The organism is Otoolea muris (genome assembly GCF_943193115.1).
Taxonomy (GTDB): domain Bacteria; phylum Bacillota; class Clostridia; order Lachnospirales; family Lachnospiraceae; genus Otoolea; species Otoolea muris.
The window spans coordinates 87,573-104,551 of sequence record NZ_CALPCY010000004.1 but is presented as its reverse complement, the minus strand read 5'-3'; the positions used below and the strand labels follow the sequence as shown (position 1 = coordinate 104,551).

General features: G+C 50.9%; 16 protein-coding genes. 11 read left to right on the top strand and 5 right to left on the bottom strand.

Annotation, left to right across the window (positions count from 1 at the left end; all coding sequences use genetic code 11):
• Nucleotides 1-116: 116 nt before the first annotated feature.
• On the bottom strand, nucleotides 117-2,036 hold the full coding sequence (locus tag NFS31_RS04495) for an ABC-ATPase domain-containing protein (RefSeq protein WP_251492063.1): 1,920 nt from the start codon (nucleotides 2,034-2,036) through the stop codon (nucleotides 117-119).
• 336 nt (nucleotides 2,037-2,372) lie between these two features.
• Between NFS31_RS04495 and NFS31_RS04490 the strand changes: the two genes are divergently transcribed.
• The 6 genes from NFS31_RS04490 (at nucleotide 2,373) to NFS31_RS04465 (ending at nucleotide 7,812) form a co-directional block, all read left to right on the top strand.
• Nucleotides 2,373-3,230: an NAD-dependent epimerase/dehydratase family protein gene (locus tag NFS31_RS04490; RefSeq protein ID WP_251492061.1), complete on the top strand. Its 858-nt coding sequence runs from the start codon at nucleotides 2,373-2,375 to the stop codon at nucleotides 3,228-3,230.
• Between the two features lie 125 nt (nucleotides 3,231-3,355).
• Nucleotides 3,356-3,973 carry a nucleoside recognition protein gene (locus NFS31_RS04485; protein WP_251492059.1) on the top strand — a complete coding sequence of 206 codons (618 nt, stop codon included), beginning with the start codon at nucleotides 3,356-3,358 and terminating at the stop codon, nucleotides 3,971-3,973.
• Between the two features lie 173 nt (nucleotides 3,974-4,146).
• On the top strand, nucleotides 4,147-4,566 hold the full coding sequence (locus NFS31_RS04480) for a DUF262 domain-containing protein (protein ID WP_251492181.1): 420 nt from the start codon (nucleotides 4,147-4,149) through the stop codon (nucleotides 4,564-4,566).
• Between the two features lie 17 nt (nucleotides 4,567-4,583).
• Nucleotides 4,584-4,898: a hypothetical protein gene (locus NFS31_RS04475; protein WP_251492057.1), complete on the top strand. Its 315-nt coding sequence runs from the start codon at nucleotides 4,584-4,586 to the stop codon at nucleotides 4,896-4,898.
• Nucleotides 4,899-5,150: 252 nt separating this feature from the next.
• Nucleotides 5,151-6,155, top strand: coding sequence for a DUF5688 family protein (locus tag NFS31_RS04470; protein ID WP_251492055.1), 1,005 nt, complete (start codon nucleotides 5,151-5,153; stop codon nucleotides 6,153-6,155).
• 355 nt (nucleotides 6,156-6,510) lie between these two features.
• Entirely contained in the window at nucleotides 6,511-7,812 is a 1,302-nt protein-coding gene (locus NFS31_RS04465) for a DUF1186 domain-containing protein (protein WP_251492053.1), read from the top strand.
• A gap of 78 nt (nucleotides 7,813-7,890) precedes the next feature.
• Here the strand turns inward: NFS31_RS04465 and NFS31_RS04460 are convergent, their stop codons facing one another.
• Complete coding sequence (locus NFS31_RS04460) at nucleotides 7,891-9,153, bottom strand: RelA/SpoT domain-containing protein (RefSeq protein WP_251492051.1); 1,263 nt, start codon at nucleotides 9,151-9,153, stop codon at nucleotides 7,891-7,893.
• A 414-nt stretch (nucleotides 9,154-9,567) separates the two neighbouring features.
• On the opposite strand from NFS31_RS04460, the gene NFS31_RS04455 reads away from it, so the two are divergent.
• A complete protein-coding gene (locus NFS31_RS04455) occupies nucleotides 9,568-10,527 on the top strand; it encodes a 3'-5' exonuclease (protein WP_251492049.1) in 960 nt (319 codons plus the stop codon).
• Between the two features lie 59 nt (nucleotides 10,528-10,586).
• Here the strand turns inward: NFS31_RS04455 and NFS31_RS04450 are convergent, their stop codons facing one another.
• Nucleotides 10,587-12,185: a D-alanyl-D-alanine carboxypeptidase family protein gene (locus NFS31_RS04450; protein WP_251492047.1), complete on the bottom strand. Its 1,599-nt coding sequence runs from the start codon at nucleotides 12,183-12,185 to the stop codon at nucleotides 10,587-10,589.
• 247 nt (nucleotides 12,186-12,432) lie between these two features.
• Nucleotides 12,433-13,143 carry a TIGR01906 family membrane protein gene (locus tag NFS31_RS04445; RefSeq protein ID WP_251492045.1) on the bottom strand — a complete coding sequence of 237 codons (711 nt, stop codon included), beginning with the start codon at nucleotides 13,141-13,143 and terminating at the stop codon, nucleotides 12,433-12,435.
• Between the two features lie 243 nt (nucleotides 13,144-13,386).
• On the opposite strand from NFS31_RS04445, the gene NFS31_RS04440 reads away from it, so the two are divergent.
• Nucleotides 13,387-14,073 (top strand): HAD family hydrolase, encoded by a 687-nt coding sequence (locus NFS31_RS04440; protein WP_251492043.1) that lies wholly within the window; start codon nucleotides 13,387-13,389, stop codon nucleotides 14,071-14,073.
• A gap of 93 nt (nucleotides 14,074-14,166) precedes the next feature.
• Here the strand turns inward: NFS31_RS04440 and NFS31_RS04435 are convergent, their stop codons facing one another.
• Nucleotides 14,167-15,054, bottom strand: a complete 888-nt coding sequence (locus tag NFS31_RS04435; RefSeq protein ID WP_251492041.1) for an SH3 domain-containing protein — start codon at nucleotides 15,052-15,054, stop codon at nucleotides 14,167-14,169.
• 362 nt (nucleotides 15,055-15,416) lie between these two features.
• Between NFS31_RS04435 and trmB the strand changes: the two genes are divergently transcribed.
• Genes trmB through trxA form a run of 3 tightly spaced genes read left to right on the top strand, consistent with a single transcriptional unit; the run spans nucleotide 15,417 to nucleotide 16,578 of the window.
• Nucleotides 15,417-16,076 (top strand): tRNA (guanosine(46)-N7)-methyltransferase TrmB, encoded by a 660-nt coding sequence (gene trmB, locus NFS31_RS04430; RefSeq protein WP_251492039.1) that lies wholly within the window; start codon nucleotides 15,417-15,419, stop codon nucleotides 16,074-16,076.
• 28 nt (nucleotides 16,077-16,104) lie between these two features.
• Entirely contained in the window at nucleotides 16,105-16,248 is a 144-nt protein-coding gene (locus NFS31_RS04425; protein ID WP_251492037.1) for a hypothetical protein, read from the top strand.
• 12 nt (nucleotides 16,249-16,260) lie between these two features.
• Nucleotides 16,261-16,578, top strand: a complete 318-nt coding sequence (gene trxA / locus NFS31_RS04420) for a thioredoxin (RefSeq protein ID WP_251492035.1) — start codon at nucleotides 16,261-16,263, stop codon at nucleotides 16,576-16,578.
• Nucleotides 16,579-16,979: the final 401 nt, after the last annotated feature.

The window sequence follows — 16,979 nt, the reverse complement described above, 5'->3', positions numbered from 1 at the left end:
CTGAACATTCATAACAGTTAAAAATGAGTACCGGTTCAGAGATAATCTGAATAATTGCAAAAAAGTGAATAATATCCCTATATCCGCCGGAGTATGCCCCAAACAGGTTCCTGTTTCTATCCCCTGAACCGGTTTAAGCAGGCGTAGATTTCCTGGACTCTCGGCAGGCACAGGCCCATGGCGGCATATGACGCGTCGGTAAATGCGGACAGCCCGTGTTTTTCATATTCCTTCATGATCAGGGAAACGATTTCCTGAAGGGTGCAGCGCTCAAAAAGGCCCTTTTCGAGACAGTAACGGACCATCTGAGCCAGGGCGTTCGTCTGCTCGCTGTCTGCAAGCTGTTCCACAAAACGCAGATCAACCGGTTCCTTTGCCACCTGGAAGGCGTCCTTTCCGCGCACCTTGACCTTAATCCGGTCGCCGCGCCCGCCGCCTCTGCCGTCCCGGTCGCCGCGTCCGCCTCTGCCGTATCCGCCGCCTCTGCTATACCCGCCGTCTCTGCCGTATCCGCCGCCGGCGCTGTTTCCGTTCCCGCGCCCGTCTCTGCCGCCGCGTCCGCCGCGTTCGTTACTGCTGTCCCCGTCGTCTCCCGGTTCGTCTCCGGTATTCCTGCCTCCGCCGTCCCAGATATCGCCAAGCCCGTTGTTCCTGCGCGCGCCTGTGACGCTGGAGGCGAGGCGGCGGCCCTTTTCCGGAAGCCGGAAGCCGGGGGCCGAGATCTCGGGGCGGGATTCGGACGCCTGGCAGGCCGCCGTTACCGTATCTGTGATGTCATACGGCCGGTAGGAGTCCATCTGGAGCACGGTGTCGGCGATGAAGAAATACGCGCCCGAGCTTCCGGCAACGAGAACCGTGGAGATCCCGGCCTGCTCATACAGATCCCTTGCCCGTTCAATAAACGGCGTGATGGGCTCCTTATCGCGGCTGACAATGCGCTGCATCAAATCATCTCTCAGCATAAAATTCGTGGCCGAGGTGTCCTCATCAATAAGGAAGGCCCGCGCTCCGGACTCAACGCCTTCTATGACAGCCGCGGCCTGGGAGGTGCTTCCGCTGGCGTCGGCTGTGGAAAAGGCGGCTGTATTCTTGCCGTTTGGCAGATCGTTGATAAAAAGGGAAATATCCACATTATTGATGCTGCGCCCGTCCTCCGCGCGCAGCTTAACCGCCGTGCAGTCCGTGATCACATATTCCCGGCCATCGCCGGCGATATGGTTGTATACGCCGGATTCCAGAGCCTTTAAGAGCGTGGATTTCCCGTGGTAGCCGCCTCCTACAATCAGTGTGATGCCGCGGCGGACGGCAAGCCCGGAGAGAGGACCGCGGTGCGGCAGTTCAAGGGTGATTGTCAGGGAATCCGGGGCGGTAAAGGGGATGCTGTCTTTCATGGGCCGATCCGAGATGCCTGTCTCGCGGGGCAGGATGGATCCATTAGCCGCAAAGGACACCAGATCAAGGCGCTTTAATTCGCCCCGGATAAACTCCTGATCCTCGGAGAGGTGAATGACGTCCAGCACTTCCTTTTTATCCCTGTTTTTATAAAAGAATACATTGCGCACGCAGCCCGGCAGAAAATCGAACAGGATGCGGATCAGCTCTCCGGAATTGATCGTGCGCCCAAAAGCCGGAAAACCGACCTCAAAGCGCGCCGTAATGGAATTTGCCCCGATCTCACAGGCCGTGCGGGGCAGGATCTCCTGCCCCGGGCGGCTGGTTGCGATCAGGCCGCTCTTGCCGGAGCCTTTGGCTTTAAAATTAAAGCGCGCGATCTCGCGCGAAAAGCAGCGCAGAAGGTAATCCTCCAGGGCGGTTTTCTTAAAGCCCTCATTGAAATATTCGGCCGGAAAGCCGGCGGCCTGATGGCTTATGGTTACGCTGACCTTGGACGGGGAGGCAAAGGGATCCCCCTGCACATGGTCAATGGATAAAATGTAGTCTTTAAAATCATAAGCGCCCCGGGCGTCTTTGTAGGCCGGATAGCTCTTGTGATCAATGCTTTCCAGAAGTCTTCTCAAATCATGCGACTGTTTCATGGGTGTTCCTTTCTTTGGCTTATAATGACTTATCATTGACTTACGTTTTCAGCAGTCTGCCGCAGCAGTTCAGAGGTTATGAACTGTTATTATTTTATAGCAGCGACAGGGAAATAGCAAGAGAAAATCCTAAACCGCGGGTGACAAGAAGGCGGCGGGAGGCTATAATTTTTAATATGGATGTTTTTCATAATGGAAAGGAGTGTGGCGCTGGTGCTGAAAAAAGAGACGATTCTCCTCACAGGGGGCACAGGTTATATCGGACGGATGCTGGCAAAGGATATTGTGCATACGCCCCGATGAGGGGCGGGACGCCTGATTCTGCCCGTCAGGGATATGGAAAAGGCGGGGGATATCATAAAGGGGGAGCTGAACGCAGGCGATACGGAAGTCATTTTGTGCAAAGGCGGTATCAGGGACTGGGATGAGGAAACCATTCCGCAGGAGGTTGACCGTATCATCCACTGTGCCTGCCCCACGAAGTCCCATGAGATGATATCGCGGCCGGTAGAGACAGCGGACTGTATTGTGGAGGGGACGCGCCGGATCCTGGAGCTGGCGGCAAAAAAGAAGGTTCGTTCCATGGTATACCTCTCCTCTATGGAGGTTTACGGAAAGGTTGACTGCAGCGAGGGGGAGCGCGTATCGGAGGAGCGGCTGGGCGATGTGAGCCTGGACGCGCCGCGTAGCTGCTATCCGCTGGGGAAACGCATGGCAGAGCACTACTGCCATATTTTTTACAGGGAATACGGCGTACCTGTCCGCATTGCAAGGCTGGCTCAGACGTTCGGGAAAGGGGTTCCTCCGGAGGACGGGCGGGTTTTTGCACAGTTCGCAAAGGCGGCGGCAGAGGGGCGTGATATTCTATTGCATACGAGCGGTATGTCTATGGGAAATTATTGCGAGATATCCGATACGGTCAATGCGATTTGGACGATCCTTGAGAATGGCCGGGACGGGGAGGTATATAATGTCGTGAATGAGGATGCTACGATGCGGATCCGGGACATGGCGCAGCTTGTGGCGCAGGAGATAGCAGGGGGAAAGATTAAAGTCATCTGCGGGGCGGATGAGGCGGGCGCGCATGGATATGCCGAAGATACCGGGCTGCGCCTTTCATCTGAGAAAATGCGCGCCCTGGGATGGAGGCCGACGAAGGGGCTGGCTGAGATGTACAGGGAGCTTATGTCATAAGAGGGCGTACAGGACTCATAGATTAGAGTAAATGATGGCGGCATGCGGCATTCGCAGCAGGCGCTGGCCTGATGTCAGGCTGCCTGCTGATGCTGCCAAAGACATAACCGGGAAAGAGGTTTGCTATGCTGAATTATCTGTGGGGCTTTATGATGCTTGTCGGTATATTGTGGGCGGCTGTTCACGGGAACCTTGGCCAGGTCACGGCAGGGGCTCTGGAATCGGCGGGGGAGGCGGTAAAGCTGTGCATTACCATGCTGGGCGTGATGTCCTTTTGGACCGGGATCCTGGAGGTGGGCCGCCGGGCCGGGCTGATCGAACAGCTTTCCGCCAGGATGCGGCCAATTCTGCGCTTTTTGTTCCCGCATATTCCGGAGAATCATCCGTCCCTGGAAGCCATTGCGGCGAATATGATCGCCAATGTCATAGGAGTCGGGTGGGCGGCTACGCCGGCTGGGCTTAGGGCGATGGAGGAATTGGAGAAGCTGGAGGAAGACAGGAGAAACGGCCGGCTTCCGGGCCCGGTGAGAAAGCGTGGAATTGCCAGTAATGAGATGTGTACATTTCTGATCATTAATATCTCTTCCCTGCAGCTCATTCCGGTGAATATGATTGCCTATAGGAGCCAGTATGGGAGCGTGAACCCGGCAGCGGTTGTGGGGCCGGGAATTGCGGCGACGGCGGTGAGTACGTTAGTGGCAGTGATTTTTTGTAAGGTGATGGATGGGGAGCGGAGGATATAACATCTTCCGCTTTTGTAGTATTCAAGAAGAGACGAAAAAGAGTGTTGAAAGTATATTGAGAGGAACTGTTTTTTAGGGTATACTAAGTATGATTTGCAAAATGATCGGTTGACCTTATGGCAAATATTATAATACAAGCCAAAGAATCTGAGGAGGAAACGATATTGAGCACGATGAGCGATTTAAAAGGAATTAGTATTCAACAATATAAGACAGATGTTGGATTTCGTACTCTGGTAGAAGGTGTAAACGAAAATTTGTATATTATACCCAAATATCAGAGAAAATATCGCTGGAGTAAGGAACAGATTATTTCATTAGTTGAATCATTGATCCGTGGTTTACCGATTCCGCCAATTTATACGTGCAGAAACAGTGAGAATCAATTGGGAATCTTAGATGGACAACAGCGTGTTTTGAGTTTGTTTTTTTATTATATAGGTTTTTATTTAGACAGAAGAGAAAGTAATTCTGTAGATTTTTCAGAAATCCAAGTGCATAACATTCCTTTTAAAGAAGCCTTAACGAGCCAACTGACATTAGAAGAACTTCATATTCAACTAATAAATGAGGATGAAAAAAAATTTATGTAGATTATGCTTCTCTTCCCATGGAAATGAAAAGACGCATAGACTATACGTCAATTACTGTTATAGAAATAAAAATTGATGACGAAAAACAGCGCACAAAAATATTAAGAAAAATTTTTGAAAATTTAAATTCTAAAGGTTCTCTTTTAACGCAGCAGGAATTGAGAAACGTAATATACGTATGTGATTTTTATACGATGCTGCAGGAATATAACAGGTATGATGATAAATGGCGAAAAATATGGGGGCAAGAGGATGCTGCAGAACGCGACATGGAAACTCTTTTGCGGTTTTGCGCATTGAAAAAGTATGTCAGGATTGAGCAAAAGAATTAGATAATAATGGGAATCTCCCTAAATACGAATACAATAATTTAATCGTAAAGTTATTTTGCGGGAAGCTGGTAAATAAATCGTCAGATGAAATACTCAAGATTTGTAAAAGCATCTTTATTATTACATTTGCTAAAATGTAGAAAGTGATTTCGCAGGGATAATCAACGTAAATTGTTTTTAAATGTAATAAAATTAAACTTTTCAGAATCGACAAACCATTCCACGGTTTCAAAAATAAACGGAGGTAAAGAAATGGCATATAAGGATTTTATCAGCGAACTGCAGAAAAAGCTTGAGGAAAACAAGCAGGAGCTGGGTTATGACAAAATGGTCTTCTTAGAGGATGGGGCCACATCGTCTGATATGGAGGAGCTTTCTGTCATACGCGAAACAAACATCAAGTATCACAAAACGGAATCGGATGTGCTGATTGGCGATTATATTATCCTGTACCAATATAAGGGCAAGAGAGAACAGGTATGCAGATTTGACTGCGGGCAGTTGTACCGTAAGTATGAAAAAGGCGGCTGGACGGCTGTGTGGGAACAGATTCGTTCTGCGATCGACTCCAGCAGAAAATTCATGGAACTGGGAATTATGGATCTGATTGAAAAAAATGAGTATGGTTCGTTAAAAGACAAGCTTTTTATCCGCCCGCTGAATTTTAACGACCACCGATTTGAACTGAAGGATCATATTTACAGGCGCATCGGCGATATGGTGCTGGTTCTCTATATTCTTGTAAGTGATGAAAATGACGGCAAAAGACATGACGTATTATCTGTTAAGGTACATAAATCCTCAATACAGGCATGGGGGATAGATGAGGAACAAGTGTGGGAGGATGCGATGAGCAATACATACATCATGGCGCCGCCGCGTATATACTTAAAACCGATGGACTTATTAAATCCGCCTTATCACAGAGGCGCGTTTATGGCGCTGAACAGTGATATAACTTCACTTTCACCGCTTGAAGTGCCGACTGTGACAACGACAGCGCAGATAAACGGCGCAATCGCCATGTTTTATCCCGGAGTAATGAAGCGTTTGGCAGAGCTTTTCGGAGACGATTATTATATAGCTTTCACGGGAACAAGCGAAGCCAGGCTTCATAAAAAGGGCACGATACATCCACGAGATATACTTATGCGGATCAAGCAGATGAACAAAACTTTCGATCCGTCAGAAACCCTGTCGAACAAGGTCTATCTGTACGAAAGAGCGAATCAGGAAATGAGGCAGATGGAGCTTTGATCTTTGAACTTTTAAAAATCCTGGCCTTATATCGTTATAGGTTACTTTTTCATAGGTTTTATGATTGAAAAGATTATTGTAAGAAATCAGGCAGGCATCTGCCAGTGTGTGAAGAACGGCGGAAAAAATGGGCGGAGGAGGCCGGGGGCAAAACGTGCGGTTATTGCGGAAGTGATATTTATCCGGATCAGTTTGTCGCAGATATATAGAAGAGTCATTTATGCAGCGGGATGGCGGCTGTATAGGTGGATTTTTCAAAAAGTCCGCGCCGTTATATGGATGTACTCTCGAAATCTCTCTGCGCCTGATTTTGTGAGGTTCCGGGAGTACATATGGAGACAAGGGAGGTTTAAAAATGACGGAATCCGTACAAAAGGCGATTAATGACATTACTTCCAGAAGCAAAGTATTCCCTGAGGAAGCATTTCAAACGATCAGTAAAAACAGGGAGGAGGCGATTCCCTTCCTGCGCGCGGCGCTGGAAAAGGCGGTCGCTGAAAAGGACAAGCTGGACGTGCAATACCAGCTGCATTTTTACGCCCTATTTTTCCTGGGAGAGTTCCAGGCCAGGGAGTGCTTTCCTCTGATCATGGAGATGGCGTCGTTTCCGACCGATATATTAGATTACCTGATCGGAGACACAGTCACAGAGGGCCTGCCGCAGATTCTTTACCATACATACAATGGAGATCTGGAATTGCTGAAGAAGGCGATCCGAAATCAGGAAAGCGACGAATTTGCAAGAACCGGAATGTTGAGGGTGATGGGACAGTTGTATCTGGACGGCAGCCTGGGAAAGGACGAATGGGAGGATTTTATCAGGGAGGAGGCCCACGGCGATGAGCGTGACGACAGTTATATATACACCGGCCTGGCGGACGTTATATGCGACTGTAATATGAAGGACATGCTCCCGGAGATCCGGTATCTGTATGAGAGGGAGCGGATCGATGAATCTGCGATAGGCAGGTATGATGATTGTGTGGACAGGATGTTCCGGAAGAATAGAGATACTTACACAAGTCCGATTGATGCGGCAAAGATGCTGCGCGGCTGGGCGATGTTTGAGGAGCCAAAGCGGGATACAATGGAAAAAAAGAGCATTGACAAGCTGTTTAAAGCTCTGGAGAGGGAGTATAACGCCCCGGAGAAGACAGTCAAAATCGGGAGAAACGACCCCTGTCCCTGCGGAAGCGGAAAAAAATACAAGAAATGCTGCCTGAACAAACCAAAGCCGGAGACAGCGGCGCCGGAAAGCGAATCGGAAAAGGAAAAATGGCTGAAGAGATACCCTGCGGCGGCGCAGGAGCGGGAGGAAGGGAGAATTTACCTGGAGGATTATTATGATGCCGGGAGCATTGAGATTGACAAGCTGCTTTATCTGGCCCTGAAGCACCGGCCGGCTCCGATATGGAGTCGGGAGCCGGAGGAGGTTAAGAAAAACAGGGTGAGAGCCTATTTGAGCGAGGCTTTTCCAAAATTTATCAGCAAGGCGGAGCAGGAAAATGTAAAAACCTTTCAGGAATACGATGATAAATTTTCGATACATTATCAGTGTAAGGAATGGCTTGAGGTTCTCCTGGAGCTGGCAAAAGAGGATGGGGACGACAAGCTTGGCGGCGCAGTGTCCGCATGTCTGGCCAGGATGGACAGTTAGACGTTTTGTAAAGGAAATGTTCCTGGAACCGCATTGCGTATGCGGCGCTGTTTTAGTCCGCAGTGGAGAGAGGCGCTTTTACCCCTCTCCATTGTTGTCCTGCGCGGAGATCTCTGCGCGAATGTGCAGAAGGAGGTTTCCCGCCTCATCCCCGTGCCGCAGCAAATCATCTTTATCCGGTATTTCGATGTCGTGGATTAAAACGTTTCTTGTCTTTCTCAGGAGGACAATCCGGTTCAGCGTATCCTGGTCAAGCAGGCCCATCCGTTTCAGGCGGTTGATGTTAAAGGAACCTCTGGCCTTTGGAGCGTTCTGGTAAGTGATCTGGTTCAACAGCTTTTCAAGGGATACCCACCGCTCGATAAAGTAATCGATCGCGGCCCTGTGCACCTCATCAAGCCCGCCGCGGCCGGCACGGAGCTCCTGATAGATCTGGTAGCGTTTTTCGTTTCCGGTGATAATCTGATCTATGATCTGCTGGGAGAGGTTCCGCTTGTCCTTTTCAAATTTTACGGATTTCAGGACCGCCTCCATCTCTTTCACACCGGTGAAACGGAGACGGCTGATCAGGCTGTACAGGAGTTCGATATTCCCCATCCGCAGCTCAATTTCTTCATTTTCAAACTGGCCGCTTAAGTAGTTGTAGAGATAGGAGGCGAGATCGTACTGGCTGCTGAAGGCGGCGTTTTTGGTGCGGATCCGCAAATTTCCGGCTCTCTGCAGGCGCTCCAGCGCGATTTCCCCGGCCAGCACCAGGCCGTTCAGCTCATCCAGGATCGCCAGCTCTTCATCCGAGAGAGCGCCCTGCATGGGCTTGTAAACGAGGTCGTGCTCCACTTCGCACCACGCATGCATCAGGACAGAGGCCACCTGAATCTCGATCCGCGCGGCGGCGTACTTTTTCTGCGGCGGTTCCAGACGCTCCTCCCGCATATGGGCGCGGTAGTGGTTGGCCCAATAACCGGAAAAGCGCTTGTGGTAGGACGGCGGCTTGGACTGCTCGGGAAACTGCCTTGTCTCCAGGATCGTGAAAAGGCGGCCGATCAGGGTGTTCACGATATCGCGATCGCCCGGGAAATAGAGGGAGACGCGCACGCCGGTCAGATCAGCGATATCCTCATAGATTTCCTTCATATTTTTATAGGGCCCGGCGTTGAGCTCGTTGCGGCGCTGTACCTTGGCCTTTAAGCGTCCGGGATTTTTGGCGCGGAAGGTTACGATGGAGCGGATGCCGGCGGAGCGGAGCTCTTCTTCAAGCTGCAGGGCGGCCAGGCGGCCGGCTGTCTCATAAAAAGGCATTTTCTTTTTATAGTTTTCCATAAACTGGCTGATCAGATCCATATGAACGCCTCCTTTTCCATAGAATGTACTCTCGGAATCTCTCTGCGCCTGCTTTTGCGGCTGATTTTCCGCCAGATGCACCCAAATTTAATCAACGTACGCTCCACGTACGCCTCATAAATTTGTGCACATCTGACAAAAAATCATCTCACAAAATCAGGCACAGCGAGATTCCGAGAGTACATTAGATTTTCCTGCTTTTCAATATTTCATACAGCCGGCGCTGCGCAGACCGTACGGCCAGCGCAGCCAGCGCGCAGACAAGTCTTCGCTGTTACTCATTAGCTGATATTATATACGAAAGAAAAAGCAGATTCAATAGACGAATGGAAGACAATGTGGTAAAGTTATAAGGATTAAAACATTCAGATCGCGGCGGCAGAAAGCGGCTGCTGCCGCGCAGAGGACATGATTATGAGACATTATATCGTATTAGACCTTGAGTGGAACCAGAGCCCCATGGGTAAGGACAGCTCTGCGGACAGGCTGCCGTTTGAGATTATTGAGATCGGCGCGGTGAAACTGAACAGCAGCCTGCAGATCGTATCCGAATTCCGCCGTCTGATCCGGCCCAGGGTGTACCGGGAGATGCATTTTATTATTTCAGAAGTGACACATATGTCGATCGAGGAGCTGAACCAGGAGGGAACTTCCTTTATGAATGCGATGAAGGAGTTTCTGGAGTGGTGCGGAACGGATTACAGCCTCTGCACATGGGGGCCGATGGATTTGACAGAGCTGCAGCGCAATATCGTTTATCACGGCATGGAGATACCGTTTGGCTGGCCTCTTCTTTACTATGATGTGCAGAAGATCTACGCCCTTGTAAAGGGACAGGGGCAGCGGGAGTCTTTAGACCGCGCGGTGGAGGAGCTGGGGCTTGCGGAGGAACGCCCCTTTCACAGGGCGCTTGACGACGCATACTATACCGGGCGCGTGATGGGCGCAATGGACTTTTACAGTATGGTGGAGTATGTATCCGTGGACTATTACCGTGTGCCTGAGACAGAGGAGGAAGAGATCTACCTGGAATTCCCAAGCTATGCCAAATACGTTTCCAGGCAGTTTGAATACCGCGAGCAGGTGATGGAAGAGCGCAGGATGACGGATATGGTGTGCTATAAATGCCGGAGGATGCTCCGGAAAAAGATCCGCTGGTTTTCTGCGAATCAGAAATTCTATTTCTGCCTGGCGATCTGCCCGGAGCACGGCCTGTTTAAAGGAAAAATCCGCATTAAAAAGACGGAGGACGGCCAGGTGTACGCAGTAAAAACCGTCAAGCAGGTGGACGAGGAAGGCGCGCGCGCGGTGGAGATAAAAAAGGAAGAGACAAAGAAGAAACGTTCAGAGAGAAGTAAAGGGAAGCGGCGTTGAGACCGTTTCCCTTTAATGTATTCACAAAATCAGGCGCAGCGAGATTGCGGGCGTACATTTTACTTTTTTATGCGCCCCGCCCCGGAGCGCTTTTTTTGTTTGTCAGAGGCGGCGGCCTGCCGCTTTTCCTGCATCATCAGATCAAATTCCGCTTCCGAAATGCCGGCATCACGGAGACGTTCCGCCCGCCGCCTGCGCCGCTCGAGTACCGCCGCTTCCTCGCGGGCCCGGTTTTTCTTGATGGTATTTAAAATCAAATAATTGGCCAGGACCAGCGCCGAAACGGCGATCAGCGCCTTAAAGATCACGCTCTGGAACGGGATAGAGATGGCAAACAGATCCCTGAGCGAGCGGGAATCTCCCTTCTGCTCTGTGTCTGCGCCGCTCTCTGCCGGCTCCTCAGGAAGGCTGCGCATCCGGCCGGCCGTATCGTCCGGCTCTGCGGCGGTAACATCTTCCGCCTCCTGCCCGGGAGTCATGGAGGCCGGATTCACTTCCAAAAGCTCGTCGGGCAGCGTCTCATTCAGCTCTGGCAGGCTGTCTTTAAATGTTAAGTATGCCTGCCCCACCGGGCGATCCCCCAATTGATAGTTGACACAGCCGATTGTCCCTTCCGGAGCGGACGGGGGAACCTCATAGTCAAGTGAAATAGTCGTTTCAGAAATATCCGCCGTTTTGGGAAGAATGATCCGGCTGTCGGGATTGATGGTAAGAACCTGGTCGGTCGAGGTGGGAAGGCCGGCAATTTTTAAATCATCTCCGATGCTGGAAAAGGTCTGATCATAATCGCCGATTCGGACAGACTGAAAATTGGAAAATCCGAAGTCTAACAGCCGTTTGGTGTCTTTATACTGTGTAGATCGGCTGTGAAGAACCACAGTGACAAGCGTTGTATCTCCCTGCCGGGCCCCGATCACAAGCGTATTCAGCGCTATCGAGGTAAATCCGGTCTTGCCCCCAATCACATCAGGCCGGTACTGATCAGGAAAATTGCGCTTGACCATGCGGTTACCGGGCGAAATTCCAAGCCCGTCCGGATTGTTCTTGCTGGGAGGAAGCTTGTAGTAGGTGGTGGCGACAATTTTTGAAAAGGTTTCATTCTCAAAGGCCGCCCTTGTGATAAGCGCCATATCATACGCGCTCACATAATGGTTTTCGTCATTTAAGCCGCTGGGATTGTTGAAATGGGAGTCCTGGCAGCCCAGTTCTTTGGCTTTCTCGTTCATCAGCCCGGCGAAATCCTCGATCGAACCGGCCACATGCTCTGCCAGGGCATTGCCTGACTCATTCGCTGATTTCAGCAGCAACGCGTAGAGACAGTCCTTTACGCTGGCCTTGTCGCCTGTCTCATAGCCGGCGCTGGTGCTGTTGGCCTCCACATTGTGGACGGCGTTAAAGGAAAAGGTAACGGTTTCGTCGAGAGAGCAGCGTTCCAGCACAATCAGCGCCGTTAATACCTTGGTGATACTGGCCGGCGCATAGGTGTCGTGAATATTTTTTCCAAAAAGCACAATGCCCGTGTCCGCATCCATTACGATTCCGGCGTCCGATTCCAGGTAAAGCTCGTCGGGCCAGTCTGTGGATGCCAGAGCCTCTGTGCAGAAAAAATTGCATAGAAGGAGGAGGCACAGGCAGAGGTTGATGATCTTGCGTTTCATAAATAATCCATTCCTCTTGGTTAAAATATTTGTAATAGAAATGTAACTTATATTCAACAGTATATCGGAAGAATGGGATTCTGTAAAGGGAAATATTATGTTGGCGCTGCGTGGATTGCTGTGGGAGGGCCGCCAGAGGCAGCTTCTATATCCAACAGAAACCCCGCTTTCGCCCGGAGAAAAGCGCAGCGGTACTAAGCTCGAAAAGACCTCATGGATATAGAAGCTGCCTCTGGCTACGTTGCCGTTAGCTTTTTGGGGTGTTTTTATCTGACGTTTTCCTGTTCCGGCGGATCATCCACATGCAGATGAAGAATAAGAGGAGCGTCAGGAATGCGAAGGTGATGGCAATGTAGAGCGCGGTATCCATGAAAAAGGGCTCCGGGACGATGTTGATCAGGAGATCGGTTCTGGGGTCAAGGATCCACAGATCATTGTTGAAGAATATTTTGTGGAAAATGACAAAATATTTTGTGAAATCTGTGGATATGATGGCGGTCAGCAGCGCGGCCAGGGCCAGGAAGAGCAGGGCGCCGGTACAGAGCATTTTGGGGAGGAGGACGGCGAGGGGGGCTTTTCTCCATATCAAAATAAGTACGCAGAGGACGCACACGGCTGCGCAGATGCGGCGGAGAGCGATCGCGGCCAGGAAGAGGCCGCGGACGTCCTCCATGTGCGCTATTTCGCGTTCATTAAAGAATTCGCGCTCTGCACTGCCCACAACGGTGGGGACATGCAGATCCTCGCGGTTGCCGCGCAGGTAGTCCATCATTTCGTCCGTGACGTCGAGCAGATCCTCCATGGTCATGTCAACCGTGCCGGCGACGCCGTATTTTGTGTACTTGGCCTCAAAATAGCCGGGAATCCAGTAGACGACGGCTTCTACGGAGGTGATGAGAAACAGGATCATCAGGCAGAAGGCGCAGAGGATCCCGAGGAAATGGTTGAAATATTTCATGGCGTTGTGGCTCCTTTAAAAGTGATTGTTGTGATGGCAGCGGTTTGTGTGCATTGCGAAGCGTGTTACCGGGCACAGCCCGGCAGGGGTGTGAGCAGTAATGTTTTCAAAAATGTATTATATCAGAAAAAGGGAGGCAGAGGAAGAGGCAAACGCCTCTTGCCAAAACGGGATGACGTCCTGTATACTGTTGGTATTGCATACAGTTCAAATTACACTGAGATTACGGAGGACAGGAGATTTATGATAAAAGCAGTCATTTTTGATATGGATGGCGTGATTATTGACAGCGAGGGAGAGTATTTAAAATATTTGTATGAGTTTGTCCGGGAAAAGAATCCGGATGTGAGGCTGGAGGAGCTTTATGGGACGGTCGGCACGACGAAGAGGGACTGCTGGGTCGTGGTGGAGGCGGCTGTGAAGACGGGACAGACATGGGAGGAGCTGCACGATGAATATCTGGGGCGCTGGACGGAAATTTTTTCATCCGTGGATTACATGTCTATCTTCCGGCCAGAAGTGCTGGAGGTCATGGATCAGTTAAGGGATATGGGGCTGCGCCTTGCCGTGGCCTCGTCCACGAATATCGGGCAGGTGGAAAAGATTTTGACTGAGAATAAGGTGGCGGAACGCCTGGAGCTGATGGTCAGCGGAAGCGATTTTAAACGGAGCAAGCCGGATCCGGCGGTTTATCTGCATACGGCAGAGCGGATGGGGCTGGCGCCGGCGGAATGCCTTGTGATAGAGGATTCGACCGTTGGGATAACGGCCGGCCATAATGCGGGTATGACGGTGGCGGCGCTGATAGACGAGCGCTTTTGCTTTGACAGGAGCCTGGCGGATTTTGAGCTTGCGGATCTTCGGGCTGTCGTTCCCCTTGCGAAACGGCTGCTGGACAGAGAGGATGCCGCAGCCGTTCGGGGTATCTGAACGGTTATGATACGATACATAATGGGATATGTGGCCGGGATATAAAGCCCCGCAGCCGGGAGTCCTAATGCTCCCGGCTGCGGGGCTTTGATGTTACTGGACAGGCGTTAAAAATTCCTTTGAAACATAAGCATCCTGACCGTTGTATTTGATAACGCACCATGTGTCATCATAATCTGACACAAATTCGACTTCCGTACCCAGCGTCAGAAGCCCGATCTTTGTAGAGGCATCGGTGGACGGCGCGGAGCGGACATTTAACGCGTCTGTGGTCTTGTATCTCATGGCCGGAGCCGCCGCAGCCTCTGTGGTCGGGATCTCAATCGGCGGCATGCTCATAGCCGGCGTTTCTGCGGGCGCTTCCGTCACAGGCTCGGAAGAGGTTTCAGGGGCCTTCTCCTCGGCGGGCCGGATCATCTTGATGATAAATATCAGCGCAATGATAATGGCAATCAGAAGAAGCGGCTTGATAATGCTTCCGGGATCCAGGCCCCTTCTCTGGGGCGCGCCCCTGCGCCGGCGGCTGGCGTTTGAGGAAGCGGGAGGACGGCTGCCGCGCCTTACGCTGCCGTCCGGAACCGGCCGTCTCTGCGGCGGGGCCGCCTTTTTGCGGCGTCCGCTGTAATCGTTGATAAAGGTATATACCTCCTGCGCAAGCAGATGATGCGCCTGGCTGGCGTTATAGGAATTGTTGTCATCCTCATGGATGGCCTTATTCCCAATCGTTCGGATCTTATGATAGTGCTCGCTGGTGGTCCTGCTGATCACGCCGTCCTCGTAAAGGGCGTCGATCATGTCAATTAAGTTTCCCTGCATGATACCGGACTGTTCGCAGAGCGCTTTTACCATGCACTCCAATGTCTGACGCGCTTTGATCATGGCCATATTATATTTCTTCTGGCCGATCAGGCGCTCGGTATCCTTAATGCCGGTCTGAATTTTGTCCCAGCCACCTCCTGCCGGGTTGTCTGTAGTGCTCATAGGCTGTCTCCTTTGTACGGCAGCAGTCCATCTGATCCGCACGGCCGCGCCGCGCGTCCCCTGATGAAATACTGCGTATCGTGTCCTTAATGATGAATTACTATTATTATAATATATCGCGGGGTTTTATGCACGTCATTTTTGAAAAAATTGTTGACTTGCATAAAAAACCATGAAATGGTAATATATAGTTATTATTTACAAAAATCCCGGCTGATGCGGGGATAAAATTATGGAAATAATGAATAGATAAAAACGGCAAAAGCGAGCAGACTAAAGGAAAAGGCCATACATCCGTTATACAGCTACAACAAACGGGTGCGGACGGGCCGGACCGCAGGCCGCGCGCGGGGAGGGAGCATATGAGACTGCGCCATATACCGGGAGCAGAGGAGATGATAGAGAAAAGCCCGTATGTTGTCACACAGCCGTCAGAGCGGCGGGGAAGCTTTGGCACACTGTTTGGGAATACAAATCCGATCGAGATTGAGGTCGGTATGGGGAAAGGAAAATTTATTACAGAGCTGGCGATGCAGAATCCGGATAAGAATTTTATCGGGATCGAGAGGTATTCCACGGTGCTGGTTAAGGCGATCCGCAAAAGAGAGCGTCTGGAGACGCCGCTAGGGAACCTGTATTTCATGTGCCTGGACGCGGGAAATCTTGCGGAGGTGTTCGCCCCGGGCGAAGTGAGCCGCATTTACCTGAATTTTTCGGATCCATGGCCCAAAGAGCGCCATGCGGGCCGCCGGCTGACGTCGCCGAAGTACATGGCGGTTTACAGCCAGATACTTGCAGCGTCCGGCATTGTGGAGTTCAAGACGGATAACAGGGCATTGTTTGAATATTCCATGGAGTCCATCCCGCAGGCCGGGTGGAACATTCTCTATTCCACATTCGATCTGCACCAAAGCGATCTGGCAAAGGGAAATGTGATGACCGAGTATGAGACAAAGTTCTCGGCAGAAGGAAAGCCGATCTGTAAGCTGGCGGCTTCCCGGCTGCCTGTAAACTGCATATGATATAAAAAATAAGAGTGGAGTTTGCAGCATGAGCCTGAAAACAAAGGTGAGCCGCACGCTGTCAAGGGCAACGAGCGACAAGACGGAATTAAACAGAGCTGTTTTGAAATGGAAAAAGCAGTTCGACGAGGCTTCAAAGGTGTTAAGTGCTGACAGAAAAAAGAAGAGATAGGAGGAGTTGCAAATGGAAATGAGATTTACGAGTGAGAATTTCGAGGCGGAGGTATTAAAGTCAGACGTTCCGGTGCTGGTTGATTTTTATGCGGACTGGTGCGGCCCGTGCAAGCGGATGGCGCCGATCGTAGAGCAGCTCGCGGCGGAATATGAGGGAAGGCTGAAAGTCGGCAAAATGGATGTGGACGCCAACACGGATATGGCGGTGAAATACGGCATCATGTCCATCCCGACGCTCATTATTTTCAAAAACGGAGAAATCTTCCGCAGGGAAGCAGGGGTTCAGACCAAAAAGAGTATAGAGATGGCGATCGGCCAGGTTCTTTAGAGCGTATTTTAGAAATACTTTAGTAGTTGGGGCGGCATCTGCCCATAAAAGCGCTTCGCGGTTCTAAATGACATGCGTTTCCGGTAAGCGGGCGCAGCGAAGCGCAGAAGGGCAGACGCCTGCTGTCCTTATAATCTCTGTTGCAATAATAATGATACGTTTGGCGTCTGAACAGTTATCGTAACAGTCCAGATAGGTCAGCGCACCTGCTGCGCTGACCGTACGAAAGGCAGGCATACGGCCCGTCGCGAAGCGATTCTAAATGGCCGTATGCCCTGACAGTTCAGAGATTATCTGAACTGTTACCAGTTATCTAAAAAAACTGTAAAAAAAAGTTAAAAAAAGTGTTGACTTTTTCTGTGTTATAGGATAGAATATGTCATGTGTCACGGAGATGACAA